The organism is Streptomyces sp. NBC_00986 (assembly GCF_045162565.1).
In the GTDB taxonomy this organism is placed as follows: Bacteria; Actinomycetota; Actinomycetes; order Streptomycetales; family Streptomycetaceae; genus Streptomyces.
On sequence record NZ_CP108733.1, the window covers coordinates 4463522 to 4476983 of the forward strand.

Consider the following 13462-nt stretch of genomic DNA (forward strand, 5'->3'; position numbering starts at 1 on the left):
TGCAGCCGACGCTACGCCGACGGGTCGCCGGGAAGCAGGACTTCCGCGCGTTCCCTCACGGCTCGCGCGCCCCTCGTGTCTCTCGCCCCTCGAACGTACGGCATGCCGCGGACGTGCCGGGTTTCCCCCGTACGGGCCACAGGTCGCCCCGGGGCGCGTCCGATGGCGGAAGCTGTCAGGTGTGACCGTCCGCGCGCTCGCCGCCGTCCCATCGCGCCCGTTTCATGTCGACGCGCGGCAGGTGCCCCTCGGCAGATCTGCTCGCCTCCTTCAGAGGAGTGCCCTCCGTGCGGTAGCTGTCGAGCGCCCGCAGTTCGTGGCCGGGGAGCAACACGCCGTCCGCGCGGACGACCCGCCACCACGGAACGGCTCCCCCGTAGAGGGCCATCACGCGGCCGACCTGGCGCGGGCCACCCTCCTCCAGCCATTCGGCGACGTCCCCGTAGGTCATGACGCGCCCGGGCGGAATGCGTTCGGCCACGTCGAGGACGCGCTCCGCGTACTCGGGCAGCGCGTCGCCGTGCTCGGGGCCGGTGTCGTCCGGAAGGCTCTCCTCGCTCATCCGTCCCATCCTGCCGCACCCCACCGACAGTGCGACGCGCTGGCGACTGTGCGTATCCCTCGCCCCGGAGCGGCGCGTGGGGCAGACTGTGCGCCCCCGCATTTGCACCCTGATGCCCCCGTGTGTCGGTGGGGCATGCCACCATCGTGCGGGCGGTGACCGGTGATACGAGATCAAGAAGAGACGATGAAGCAGCAGGGTGTGCACCCCGAAGACGCGGAGGGCACCTCTGACGCTGCGTCGCGCCCGGACACCGCCGAGGCCCACGAACAGGACCCCCCGGAGGGGTCCGCCGAGAAGCCCGCGCCCGGTCCCACGCCTGGTCCCGTGCCCGGTCTCGACGACTGCGGCGACGACCCGCACGTCGAAGAGGTCGAGGGCGACGAACCGCTGCTCCCCGCGCGCGTGCACCGCCCCTCCGATCTCATGCGTCTCCTGGTGGGCTTTCTCGCGATCGTCGTACTGCTCGCGATCGCCGCGTTCGCGCACGGCACGACCTCGGGGCTCGAACAGGACATCAACAAGGGCACCGGGCAGGCCCCCGACCTACTGATCAAGATCGCGGGGCTGGCGTCCAGCATCGCCATCCTGCTGGTACCGGTCGCCTTCGCGATCGAGCGGCTGATCAAGCGGGACGGGCTGCGCATCGCCGACGGCGTGCTCGCGGCGGTCCTCGCCCACGGAGTGACACTCGCCACGGACCTGTGGGTCGCCAAAGCCGCCCCGGGCTCCATCCAGGAGGCACTCACCCAGCCCTCCCCCGGCGACATCCACGCCCTCACCGACCCGGTGCACGGCTATCTGGCGCCCGTCATCGCCTACATGACGGCCGTAGGCATGTCCCGGAGGCCGCGCTGGCGCTCCGTGCTGTGGATCGTGCTCCTGCTCGACGCCTTCTCGATGCTGGTCACCGGGTACACGACGCCGTTCTCGATCATCCTGACGGTGCTCATCGGCTGGACCGTTGCCTACGGGACGCTGTACGCGGTGGGCTCGCCGAACGTGCGGCCCACCGGACGGACGCTGATGGCGGGCCTGCGGACGGTCGGCTTCCACCCCGTGGGCGCGGCCCGCGAGGAAGTCGTCGACACGGAGAACGGCGACCGCGGCCGGCGCTACTTCGTGACCCTGGAGGACGGTCCGCCGCTGGACGTCACCGTGGTCGACCGCGAACAGCAGGCACAGGGCTTCTTCTACCGGGCGTGGCGCAATCTGACACTGCGCGGCTTCGCGACCCGCAGCAGCCTCCAGTCGCTGCGCCAGGCGCTGGAGCAGGAGGCCCTGCTGGCGTACGCGGCGATCGCCGCCGGGGCCAACGCCCCGAAGCTGATCGCGACCTCGGAACTCGGCCCCGACGCCGTGATGCTCGTCTACGAGCACACCGGCGGGCGCACGCTCGACTCGCTCGCGGACGAGGAGATCACCGACGATCTGCTGCGCCTGACCTGGCACCAGGTGCAGGCGCTGCAGTCGCGGCGCATCGCCCATCGCAGGCTCGCCGGTGACGCGATTCTGGTGGATCGTTCCGGCACGGTGATCCTCACGGACCTGCGCGGCGGTGAGATCGCGGCCCGTGAGCTGCTGCTGCGCATGGACGTCGCCCAGTTGGTGACGACGATCGGCCTACGGGTGGGCGCCGAGCGCGCGGTGGCCTCGGCGGTCGGTGTCCTCGGGCCCGACGCCGTGGCCGACTGTCTGCCGATGCTCCAGCCGATCGCGTTGTCGCGCTCCACGCGCGCGACGCTGCGACGCCTGTCCCGGGAACGCGCTCAGCGGGAGCGCGACGCGATCCTGGAGGCGTCCCGGCAGACCAGGCTGGCCCGCGCGGAGGAGGCCTCGGAGGGCTCCACTCCCGTCCTGGAGAAGCCCGACAAGAAGGCCGTGCGCGCGGAGCAGCGGGCCGAGAAGCGGGCCATCGACGAGGCGTTGGACGAGGCGCGCGAGGAGGATCTGCTCACCCAGATCCGTCATCAGGTGCTGCTGATCAGGCCGCAGGCGCACGTCGAACCGGCGCGTCTGGAGCGGGTGCGGCCGCGCACGCTGATCAGTTTCATCGCGGGCGCGATCGGCGCGTACTTCCTGCTGACGCAGCTCACGCACATCGAGTTCGGCCCGCTCGTCGCCAACGCCCAGTGGGGCTGGGTGGCCGCGGCCGTGCTGTTCTCGGCGCTGAGCTACTTCGCGGCGGCGATGGCCCTCCTGGGGTTTGTGCCGGAGCGGGTGCCGTTCCTGCGGGCCGTGGGGGCGCAGGTCGCCGGGTCGTTCGTGAAGATCGTGGCCCCGGCCGCGGTCGGCGGTGTCGCCCTGAACACGCGCTTCCTGCAGCGTGCCGGGGTGCGGCCCGGGCTCGCGGTGGCGAGTGTCGGCGCGTCGCAGCTGTTCGGTCTCGGCTGCCACATCCTGATGCTGCTGTCGTTCGGCTATCTGACCGGCACCGAGAAGACGCCGTCCCTGTCGCCGTCCCGGACTGTCATCGCCGGTCTGCTGACGGTCGCGGTGCTCGTGCTCGTGGTGACCTCGGTGCCGTTCCTGCGGAAGTTCCTCGTCACGCGCGTGCGGTCGCTTTTCGCGGGCGTCATCCCGCGCATGCTGGACGTGCTCCAGCGGCCGCAGAAACTGGTCACCGGCATCGGCGGCATGCTGCTGCTGACGGCCTGCTTCGTGATGTGCCTGGACGCGTCGATCCGGGCGTTCGGTGACGACTCGACGTCGCTCAGCCTGGCCAGCGTCGCGGTCGTCTTCCTCGCGGGCAACGCGCTCGGTTCCGCGGCGCCGACCCCGGGTGGTGTGGGCGCGGTCGAGGCGAGCCTGACGCTTGGTCTGATCGCCGTGGGCCTCCCCAAGGAGGTCGCCGCTCCGGCGGTGCTGCTGTACCGGTTGCTGACACTGTGGATCCCGGTGCTGCCGGGCTGGCTGTTCTTCAACCACCTGTCCCGCAAGGGCTCCCTGTAGAGCACGCGCAGGAACGCACTTGGCACGCGCACGCGTGCCGCACCACGTAGGCATGCAGGGCACACACGCGTGCGTACCTCGTACGGCCCGCGCCCCGAGCGCAGCGCCGCGTACGACCCCAGGATGGGATCATGCCGAACCCCTCCCGGCTGCGTGCCGCTGCCCTGACCGCCACCGTCGTCCTGCTGTCCGCCACGCTGGCGGGCTGCGGCGGCGACTCCAAGGACGAGGATCCGACGGCCCAGAAGCTGAGCTGGAAGGACTGTCCGGCCCCGTCCGAGGCGGAGGGCGGCGGCGCCGCGCCGTCGCCGCTGGCGAACGGCACCAAGTGGCAGTGCGCCACCATGAAGGCGCCGCTCGACTGGAGCAAGCCCAAGGGCGACACGATCGGACTCGCCCTGGTGCGGGCGAAGGCCAGCGGCGACAAGAGCAAGCGGATCGGATCGCTCGTCTTCAACTTCGGCGGCCCCGGCGGCTCGGGCGTCACCACGCTGCCCGCGTTCGGCGAGGACTACGCGACCCTCCGCACCCGCTACGACCTGGTGAGCTTCGACCCGCGCGGAGTCGGCCGCAGCGCCGGCGTCGAGTGCGAGAGCGACTCCCAGCTCGACCAGTACTTCCAGCAGGACGCGACCCCGGACACCGCGGCCGAGCGCACCGAGCTCCTGGCCAACACCAAGGAGTTCAACGCGGCCTGCGAGAAGCACTCCAAGAAGATGCTCCCCCAGGTGCGCACCACCGACGCGGCCCGCGACATGGACCTGATGCGCCAGGTCCTCGGCGACGACAAGCTGCACTACTTCGGCATCTCCTACGGCACCGAACTCGGCGGCGTCTACGCCCACTTGTTCCCCAAGCACGTGGGGCGCGCCGTCTTCGACGCGGTCGTCGACCCCACCCAGAACTCCGAACAGGGCTCCCTGGGACAGGCCGAGGGCTTCCAGCTCGCTCTCGACAACTTCGCCGACGACTGCACGTCGAAGACCACGGACTGCCCGATCGGCGACACCGCGCAGGACGTCAAGGACCGCATCGCCAAGCTGCTCAAGAGCCTCGACAGCAAGCCGATCCCGGGCATCTTCCCCCGCCAGTTGACCCAGACCGCCGCCACCAACGGCATCGCGCAGGCGCTGTACTCGAAGGACTTCTGGGAGTACCTCACCGAGGGCCTCGAACAGGCCTACAGCGGTGACGGCAAGGTCCTCATGGCGTTGTCCGACTCGATGAACGGGCGCAGCGAGAACGGCGAGTACAGCAACATCACCGCGGCGAACATCGCGATCAACTGCGCCGACGACAAGCCGAGATACACCGCCGCCGACGTGGAGCGGAAGCTGCCCGAGTTCCGGGCCGCCTCTCCCCTCTTCGGCGACTTCCTCGCCTGGGGAATGGTCAGCTGCACCGACTGGGCCGTGCCGGGCGCGGCCGACCATCCCGATGTGAGCGCGGCCGGGTCGGCGCCGATCCTCGTCGTGGGCAACACCGGTGACCCGGCGACGCCGTACGAAGGTGCGCGGAAGATGGTGGACGCGCTGGGCAAGGGCGTCGCGGTCGAGCTGACGTACAAGGGCCAGGGGCACGGGGCGTACGACAGCAAGAACAAGTGCGTGCAGAGCGCGGTGAACGGCTATCTGCTGAACGGGAAAGTCCCGGCGGCCGGCACCGTCTGCTCCTGAACCCACCCCCGAAATCCGGTCAAAAGCGCAGGTCAAAAGGTTATCCACAGGCTGTCACGGGCTCGGCTCGCGCCGCCTACTATGGCCTGACCGCCATCCGCTGCGTGACGCGGACGGCCTGCGAGGGGGGAAAAGCACATGGCGCGATTCGTACGGTGGACGGCCCTGATGGCCGCCGCCGCACTGCTGACGGCCGGCTGTAGCGGCGGCTCGTCCGACGACGGCAAGGACGGCGCGGGCGCGGGGGACGCCAAGCCGTCCGCAGCCGACTCGTCCTCTTCCACTACGGCCGCGCTGCCCGCGTCACTGACCGGACAGAAGCTCGACTGGGCACGCTGCAAGGCCACCGCCGACTCGGCCGCGCCGAGCGGCGACTGGCAGTGCGCGACGCTCAAGGTACCGCTGGACTGGGCGAAGCCGGGCGGCACCACCATCGGGCTCGCGCTGATCCGCTCCAAGTCGACGGGCGGCGACCGCATCGGCTCGCTGCTGTTCAACTTCGGCGGCCCCGGCGGCTCGGGCGTGGACTACATGCCGGCGTACGCCACCACGGTTTCCGCGCTGCACGAGCGCTACGACCTGGTGAGCTGGGACCCGCGCGGGGTCGCCGCCAGCGAGGGCGTCCGCTGCCGCAGCGACAAGGCGATCCAGGCCACCGAGGACATCGACGCGACGCCGGACACACCGGCCGAGGAGAAGGCGTACTTCCAGGACGCCGCCGACTTCGGCAAGGGCTGCGAGAAGGCCGCCGGGAAGCTGATGGCGCATGTGTCGACGACCGACACGGCCCGCGACATGGACCTGATGCGCCAGGTGCTGGGTGACACGAAGATGCACTACTTCGGCATCTCGTACGGCACCGAACTCGGCGGTGTCTACGCCCACTTGTTCCCGAAGAACGTGGGACGGCTGATCCTGGACGCGGTCGTCGACCCGAGCGCCGACTCGGTGGGCCACGCGCTGAACCAGACCCGGGGTTTCCAGCGCGCGCTGGACGACTACCTCAAGTCGACGGACCAGGACCCGGCCCAGGGCTCGAAGAAGATCGCGGCCCTGCTGAAGCGGATCGACGCCGAGCCGCTGGCCACCTCGACCGGCCGGAAGCTGACCGACACCCTCGCGCTGACCGGCATCGTCCTCCCGCTGTACAGCAAGGAGAGCTGGCCCACGCTGACCAGCGCCCTGAACTCCGCGGAGGAGGGCGACGGTTCGGAGCTGCTGGCGCTCGCCGACGGCTACAACGACCGTGACAGCGCGGGGCACTACGGCACGACGACCCATTCCCAACGGGTCATATCGTGCTTGGACGACAAGCAGCGGCCGACGCCCGCGCAGACGGAGAAGCTGCTGCCCGAGTTCGAGAAGATCTCCCCCGTGTTCGGCGACTTCCTGGGCTGGGACACGGCCGGGTGGTGTCACGACTGGCCGGTGGCCGGGCAGTACGACACCCCGGAGGTCAGCGCGCCCGGTGCGGCGCCGATCCTGGTGGTCGGCAACACCGGGGACCCGGCGACGCCGTACGAGGGTGCCCGCAAGATGGTCGACGAGCTGGGCAAGGGCGTCGGTGTGGAGCTCACCTGGAAGGGCGAGGGGCACGGGGCGTACGGGAGTGGGAGCGACTGTGTGGACTCGACGGTGGACGCGTATCTGCTGAAGGGGACGGTTCCCCAGGACGGGAAGATCTGCGCCTCGTAGCCGGGGCGGTCGGAGCGACGGGGGCGACAGGGACAACGGGGGCAGCGGAAAGGGGCCCGGCACATGTCGTGCCGAGCCCCTCCCGGGAAAGCGTGGGTCTAGTAGACGGGCTTGTCGGGCTCGATCTGGTTGACCCAGCCGATCACGCCGCCGCCGACGTGGACCGCGTCCGCGAAGCCGGCCGACTTGAGGACGGCGAGGACCTCTGCACTGCGGACACCCGTCTTGCAGTGGAGGACGATCTTCTTGTCCTGCGGGAGCGTCTCCAGGGCGGTGCCCATGAGGAACTCGTTCTTCGGGATCAGCTTGGCGCCGGGGATCGAGACGATCTCGTACTCGTTGATCTCGCGGACGTCGATGATCTCGATGTTCTCGCCGTCGTCGATCCACTCCTTGAGCTGCTTGGGAGTGATCGTCGAGCCGGCGGCCGCCTGCTGGGCCTCCTCGGAGACGACGCCGCAGAAGGCCTCGTAGTCGATGAGCTCGGTGACGGTCGCGTTCGGGCCGCAGACCGCGCAGTTGGGGTCCTTGCGGACCTTGACCTGGCGGTACTGCATCTCCAGGGCGTCGTAGATCATCAGGCGGCCGACCAGCGGGTCGCCGATGCCGGTCAGGACCTTGATCGCCTCGGTGACCTGGATGGAGCCGATGGACGCGCACAGCACGCCCAGGACGCCGCCCTCGGCGCAGGAGGGGACCATGCCGGGGGGCGGGGGCTCCGGGTAGAGGCAGCGGTAGCACGGACCGTGCTCGGACCAGAAGACGGAGGCCTGGCCGTCGAAGCGGTAGATCGAACCCCACACGTACGGCTTGTTCAGCAGCACGGCGGCGTCGTTGACCAGGTAGCGCGTCGCGAAGTTGTCCGTGCCGTCGACGATCAGGTCGTACTGGCTGAAGATGTCCATCACGTTCTCGGCCTCGAGCCGCTCTTCGTGGAGGATCACGTTCACGTACGGGTTGATGCCCAGCACGGAGTCGCGCGCCGACTCGGCCTTGGAGCGGCCGATGTCGGCCTGGCTGTGGATGATCTGGCGCTGCAGGTTCGACTCGTCGACCTCGTCGAACTCCACGATGCCGAGCGTGCCCACGCCCGCCGCGGCCAGGTACATCAGCGCCGGCGAGCCCAGACCGCCGGCGCCCACACAGAGCACCTTGGCGTTCTTCAGCCGCTTCTGCCCGTCCATGCCCACGTCGGGGATGATCAGGTGGCGGGAGTACCTGCGGACCTCGTCTACGGTGAGCTCGGCAGCCGGCTCGACCAGGGGTGGCAGCGACACGGGGACTCCGTTGGTCGGTCAATCACTACAGTTGTTCTCTCCGTAACACTGCCATGCCCTTCTTCATTCCGAGACACCCGTTCCGATCCGCGAGACGATCTCGTCCCAGTAGCCGGGCAGGGTCTCCCAGGGGTCGGTGCGGCCGCCGTGATCGGTGCGGTCGGTGAAGTAGATGGTCGAGGCGCCCTGCCAGCGGGCGATGCGCAGCGCCTCGTCGAGATGACCGCGCGGGACGCCGTGCACGAAGTGGCAGAAGCGCTCGGGCGGGTAGTCGGCGGTCCACTCGGCGACCTGGGACCAGCGGTAGTCGCTCCACGGGCCGGAGAAGGTCACCAACTGGTCGGCGCACTCGGCGTATCCGGGGTGCGGGTGGGTGCCGTGCCCCAGGACGATGTGGGCGCCGTCCCGGATCTCACGGAGCGCGCCGACCGTGCGGCGGGCCTCGGGGAGCGCGGCCCGGTCGGTGGGGCAGCGGTCCAGGAGGAAGCCGTCGACCTGGTACCAGTCGCGGTAGCGGTGCGCCTCGGAGATCAGGTCGCCGAAGGTGCGGGCGCCGTGCGCGGCGTCCAGGTGGCCGAGGACGCGGACGCCGGTGTTGCGGAGCCGCCCGGCCGCCTCCAGGCAGTGCGGGTCGGGGCGGGCCCCCGGGCCGGAGGAGACATTGAGGACGACCCAGTGCAAGGGGGTGCCGGGGCGGGTGAGTTCGCCCCATTCGGTCGGTGCGACCAGGGGGTGCGCGTAGCCGGGGATGCCGAAGCCGGTGCGGACGCCGGTGCTCGCGGTGCCCAGGGTCCTGCTGGTCAGATGCGGCATGCCGCCTCCATCCAGATGTCGGCGAGGGACTCCTCCAGGTTGATCCGGGGCCGCCAGCCGAGCCGGTCGCGCGCGGTGCGCACATCGGCCTGCTGCCAGCTCCCGCAGCCGTCCGGGTACGGGTACGCGACCGGTGCCGCGTGGTCGGGGTCGGTGCGGGGGTGCCCGATGGCCGCCCTCAACGGGCCGGGCGGGCCGTCGAGTTCGTGCAGCGCGCCGCCGTATCCGGCCACGCGGGCGAGGACGGCGGCGGCGTCGCGCAGCCGGACCGCGCGGCCCGAGCCGATGTTGATGACGCCCTGCGCGGCGGAGAGCGAGGCCGCGTGGACCGCGCGGGCCACGTCCCGTACGTCGACGAAGTCGCGCTGCGCGCCCAGGCCGCCGAGTTTGAGTTCGCCGTCGCCGGACTGCATGGCCCGGCGCATGGCCTCGGCGAGCCGACCCAGCGGGGAACCGGCGGGAGTGCCGGGTCCGGCGGGTGAGAAGACGCGCAGCACCACGGCGTCGAGGCCGGAGCCCAGGACCAGTTCGGTGGCGGCGAGTTTGCTGACGCCGTACGGGCCGCCGGGGCGGGGTACGGCGTCCTCGGCCGTGGAGGAACCGGGCTGGCTGGGGCCGTACTCCGCGCCGCACCCGATCTGCACCAGCCGGGCTCCGCAGCCGCTGCGACGCAGGGCCTCGCAGACGGTGGCGACGGCGACGGTGTTGTGCCGGGTGAGTTCGCGGGCGCCGCCTCTGGTGGCACCGGCGCAGTTGATGACGACTCCTGGGTGGACGGCGTCCAGGAAGCGGGTGAGCGCTCCGGGGCTGCCGGTCGCGAGGTCGAAGCGGACGTCGGCGTCGTCGCCGCGGCCGAGCGCGGTGAGCTGGACGGCCGGGTCGGCGAGCAGGCGGTCGGCGACGAAGCGGCCGAGGTAGCCGTTGGCTCCGATCAGCAGGACCCTCATCGGACGGCTCCCGGGGCCGACTCTCCGGATCGGGAGGTGATCATCTGGTGTTCTCCTTCACAGGGTGATGCGGTTGCCTCCGGCGGTGGGGCCGGGCGCCTGCGGCCGGGTGACGCGTCTGGTTGGTGCGGGTCATCGGCGGCGTCACCGCGGCTCGTTCGCCGGCGCGTGCGCGGAGGCTCTGGTCAGCGTGCGGGTGGTGTGGAACAGGAGGGCCAGGGCGGCTGCTCCGCAGGCCAGGACGGGGATACCGGCCGGGCCCCAGGACTCCAGGACGGTTTCGACGGGGGTGGCCAGGAAGCCACAGCCGGGGAGCCGGCCGATGAGGTCCAGGGCCAGGGCCATCGCCTCCGTCGCGGCCGCCGCGCCGAGGGCGAGGGTCGGGGCGCGGGTGAAACCGTGGACGGTGAGGAGGCGGGCGAGCAGCAACAGGGCGCCCAGGGTGAGGGCTTGGGCGTACGCGGCAGGCTCGTCCAGGGCCGCGCCGCAGAGGGCGAGGAGGGTGGTCAGGGCGCACAGGAACAGGGCGAACGTGCCGAGCAACAGCGGTCGCACTGAGTCGGCGAAGTCCTCAAGTCCGCGACTGGTAGCGAGCTTTCGCCGGGCGCGTACGGCGAAGCGGTGGGCGCACCAGGCGGCGGGGGCACAGGCCAGGGTGAGGGCCAGGACCGGTGCGGTGGCCGTGGACCAGGTTCCGCCCGCGAGGCCGGTCGGTAGGCCGTCGGGCCCGCCGTCGTCCGCGGCACGGAGCAGTCCGTCGCCGAGGAGGGCGTAGGCCAGCAGCCAGTACGTCCACAGGCGGGTGCCGGGGGGCGTGCGCCACGCGTGCGTGCCGGGCGGGTTGCTCAGCGGGCCGCGGCCGAGGGCGATGCGCACCGCGAGCGCCACGGCGAGCACACCGACGACGGCCACCGTCAGCCGCAGCCGACCGTCCGTGAGCCGCACCCCGACCACGGCCGCGGCACACAGGACGCCGGGCAGGAGGGCGAGTACGGCCCAGCCCGCGCGGGGTGGCTGCGCGGCCACGGTGTCGGAGGGCGGGGCCGCCGCGTCGTCGCGGGGCACGCGTGCGTACATCTCCTCGGCGAGCGAGAACACGTCCCGGTGCCGGAAGCGGGCGGCGGTCCGATCGGTGACGCCGTGCGCCTCCAGCCCCGCGGCGATCTCCAGCGGGTCGACGGCCCTTTCGCACAGCTCGCGGTGACGGTGCATCAGCGCCTTCACGGGGTCGGCGGCACCGCGACGGGTGGGGGCGGGCTTGCGGTCGGTCGCGCGGGAGGTCGGTTCGGGCGCCGTGCGGGGGTATGGCTGCTGCGCGTCAACTGCGGGGCGGGCGGCCCCTGGAGCGGGGGCGGCGGAGATCCGAGCGGAGGCGTAGAGGTCCGGGCCTGCGGCCGGCGCGGCTTCGTCACGCTCTACGGCGACATGGACGTCACCGGTGTCCTGGTCGGCGACCGGCACGGCTTCGTCGCGGCCGGCGGCGACACGGACGTGACCGTTGCCGTCGCCGGCAGCCGGTGAGGGGACTTCGTCGCCGGCGACGGCACCACGCACGTCACCCGCGTCCTGCCAGGCAACCGACGGCTCGCCCGGCGCCACTCCCTCCGCCGCCTCCGACTCCCCACTCCCCCCGAGCCACTCCTCCGACCGCGCGTCCCACGCCCCCGCGCTCCCGGGCGTCCCGGGGCGGTCGAGTTCGCCGAGGCCGCTCATCGGGCTGCCTCCGTGGCCGGCAAGGGAGTTGTGGCGCGTACCGGCGCTCCGGTCGTCGCCCATGTGGGGCCGCCGCGGGCCACGACGCGGGCCATCGGGCCGGTCCAGCGGCCGGGGACGTGGGACTCGGCGGGGGCCGCGAAGGGGAGGGGTTCGCCTGCCTCGTTCAGGACGACGCGGCGGACCGGGGAGTGCGAGACGATCTCCAGGTAAATGCCGTGAAATGCCGCGATGTTCTGCTCGACGGTGAACAGTTCGAGCGCTCGGGCGCGGGCGGCGGCGCCCAGGCGCTCACGGCGCTCCGGGGCACGCAGCAGGCTCACGCACGCCTCCGCGAGCGCCCGCGGATTGCGCGGGGGCACGACCAGCCCCGTACCGCCGATGACCTCGACCACCGCGCCGACGTCCGTGGACACGGTCGCCCGGCCGCAGAACATGGCCTCGACGAGACTCAGGGGGAAGCCCTCGACGACACTCGACAGGACGATCACCGTGCCGGCCGCGTACGCCTCGGCGAGCGTGGGGGCCTCCGGGCCGCCGATCTCCTCGAAGGACACCGGGTTGTCGCCGACCGCGTGCACGCCCTCGGCCTCGTCGGGGAAGAGCTGGGCGGCCAGCGCCCGGCAGTGGCCGAGGTAGGCCTCGCCCTCGGCCCCGGACGGAGCGCCGACGATCCGCAGGCGTGCCTTGGGCTCGTCCTTGCGGATCTCCGCGAAGGCGTGGAGCAGGGAGATCAGGTCCTTCGCGGGTTCGACCCGGCCGACCCACACCAGCGTGTCCGGGTCCGCGCCGTCGGGCGCCTCGCCGACCTCCGCGAAGCGGGTCGCCTCCATGCCGGGGTGGACCGTGCGGAGTTTCGTACGGTCGGCGCCGCAGCGTTCCTGCCAGCGGCGGGTGTGGCTGTTGCCCGGGGTGATCACCTCAGCCTGCCGGTAGGTCTCGGTGGCCAGCCTGCCGTGGAAGGCGGCGAGTAGCGCCCGTACGGCGGGCGGCGCGTCGGCGGAGGCCAGGTAGTGCGTCCGCAGTTGTACGCCGTACTCGGTCACCAGCAGCGGTACGCCGGCGAAGTGCCGCGCGAGCAACCCGGGCAGGGCCGCGGTGCCGCCGGCGGTCGCGTGGCAGAGGTCCACGGAGCCGAGGGCGTCGTCCTCGTACCAGTCGAGCGAGAGGGGGCGCAGCGCGCGCTCCAACTGCGCGGCGACGGTGAGGAGTTCGGGCACACGCGCCTCGCGTGCCGTACGGAGTGCGCCGGGCGCACGACAGGCGCGTTCCAGCGCACGCACGGCGCTCTCGGAGCGCAGCGCGGCCACGAGTCCGCCCTCGTCGCGGGCGAGTTCGGCGAGCCCGTACAGCGCGTTGGCGAAACGGTCCGCCACATCGGCGGAGAGCACCCCCGGCTCACCCGGCACCCCTTCCGCCACCTCCGAGGAGGCCTGGCCGTCGCCCTCGCACAGCACGGCCGCCAGCTCCTCGTAGCACTCGGCGAACCGCCGGCGCGCACGGCGCCCGAGGGTCACCCCGTCGTCCTCGGCGGTCCACAGCGGCGCGGTACGCACCCGGCCGACCTGGGGCGGCAGTTCGAGCCAGCCCTCGTCCTCCTGGCGCTCGCTGCGGCTGAGCGCGTAGATGTCGAACTCGTGCTGCCCGAGCCCGCGTACGAGCCGGTCGCACCAGAGTCTGGCGTCACCGCTCACATACGGATAGCCACCCTCCGTAAGCAGTCCTATGCGCACGGGCACACCCCCGATCTCCCATATGGGGAGCCGCCGTTGACCCGGCGGCTCGCAGCGGGACGAACGTATGCGGACAAGGCGGTGGCGCGACGGA

At 71.8% G+C, this 13462-nt stretch carries 9 protein-coding genes; 3 read left to right on the forward strand and 6 right to left on the reverse strand.

Annotated features, from left to right (window positions below; all coding sequences use genetic code 11):
• Positions 1–175: 175 nt before the first annotated feature.
• Positions 176–562, reverse strand: coding sequence for an MGMT family protein (locus OG504_RS19230; protein ID WP_405990915.1), 387 nt, complete (start codon positions 560–562; stop codon positions 176–178).
• 186 nt (positions 563–748) lie between these two features.
• Between OG504_RS19230 and OG504_RS19235 the strand changes: the two genes are divergently transcribed.
• The 3 genes from OG504_RS19235 (at position 749) to OG504_RS19245 (ending at position 6885) form a co-directional block, all read left to right on the forward strand.
• Positions 749–3514 carry a lysylphosphatidylglycerol synthase domain-containing protein gene (locus OG504_RS19235; protein ID WP_405990916.1) on the forward strand — a complete coding sequence of 922 codons (2766 nt, stop codon included), beginning with the start codon at positions 749–751 and terminating at the stop codon, positions 3512–3514.
• Between the two features lie 131 nt (positions 3515–3645).
• Complete coding sequence (locus OG504_RS19240; protein WP_405990917.1) at positions 3646–5190, forward strand: alpha/beta hydrolase; 1545 nt, start codon at positions 3646–3648, stop codon at positions 5188–5190.
• Positions 5191–5328: 138 nt separating this feature from the next.
• Positions 5329–6885, forward strand: coding sequence for an alpha/beta hydrolase (locus OG504_RS19245; RefSeq protein WP_405990918.1), 1557 nt, complete (start codon positions 5329–5331; stop codon positions 6883–6885).
• A 98-nt stretch (positions 6886–6983) separates the two neighbouring features.
• Here the strand turns inward: OG504_RS19245 and moeZ are convergent, their stop codons facing one another.
• The 5 genes from moeZ to OG504_RS19270 form a co-directional block, all read right to left on the reverse strand.
• Positions 6984–8162 (reverse strand): adenylyltransferase/sulfurtransferase MoeZ, encoded by a 1179-nt coding sequence (gene moeZ, locus OG504_RS19250; RefSeq protein ID WP_384162523.1) that lies wholly within the window; start codon positions 8160–8162, stop codon positions 6984–6986.
• Positions 8163–8225: 63 nt separating this feature from the next.
• On the reverse strand, positions 8226–8975 hold the full coding sequence (locus tag OG504_RS19255; RefSeq protein WP_405990919.1) for a spherulation-specific family 4 protein: 750 nt from the start codon (positions 8973–8975) through the stop codon (positions 8226–8228).
• Positions 8963–9922 (reverse strand): NAD(P)-dependent oxidoreductase, encoded by a 960-nt coding sequence (locus OG504_RS19260; protein ID WP_033282020.1) that lies wholly within the window; start codon positions 9920–9922, stop codon positions 8963–8965. The genes OG504_RS19255 and OG504_RS19260 overlap by 13 nt, the downstream gene beginning before the upstream one ends.
• A 144-nt stretch (positions 9923–10066) precedes the next feature.
• The gene (locus OG504_RS19265; RefSeq protein WP_405990920.1) at positions 10067–11635 is read right to left on the reverse strand and encodes a hypothetical protein; all 1569 of its coding nucleotides are present in this window, start codon (positions 11633–11635) and stop codon (positions 10067–10069) included.
• Positions 11632–13368, reverse strand: coding sequence for a DUF3492 domain-containing protein (locus tag OG504_RS19270; protein WP_405990921.1), 1737 nt, complete (start codon positions 13366–13368; stop codon positions 11632–11634). Before OG504_RS19270 ends, OG504_RS19265 begins: the two co-directional genes overlap by 4 nt.
• Positions 13369–13462: the final 94 nt, after the last annotated feature.

What these genes read in the sequence shown, in the direction of transcription:
- OG504_RS19230 (WP_405990915.1), bottom strand. Translation starts at nt 562, where the DNA reads ATGAGCGAGGAGAGCCTTCCGGACGACACCGGCCCCGAGCACGGCGAC.
- OG504_RS19235 (WP_405990916.1), top strand. Translation starts at nt 749, where the DNA reads ATGAAGCAGCAGGGTGTGCACCCCGAAGACGCGGAGGGCACCTCTGAC.
- OG504_RS19240 (WP_405990917.1), top strand. Translation starts at nt 3,646, where the DNA reads ATGCCGAACCCCTCCCGGCTGCGTGCCGCTGCCCTGACCGCCACCGTC.
- OG504_RS19245 (WP_405990918.1), top strand. Translation starts at nt 5,329, where the DNA reads ATGGCGCGATTCGTACGGTGGACGGCCCTGATGGCCGCCGCCGCACTG.
- OG504_RS19255 (WP_405990919.1), bottom strand. Translation starts at nt 8,975, where the DNA reads ATGCCGCATCTGACCAGCAGGACCCTGGGCACCGCGAGCACCGGCGTC.
- OG504_RS19260 (WP_033282020.1), bottom strand. Translation starts at nt 9,922, where the DNA reads ATGAGGGTCCTGCTGATCGGAGCCAACGGCTACCTCGGCCGCTTCGTC.
- OG504_RS19265 (WP_405990920.1), bottom strand. Translation starts at nt 11,635, where the DNA reads ATGAGCGGCCTCGGCGAACTCGACCGCCCCGGGACGCCCGGGAGCGCG.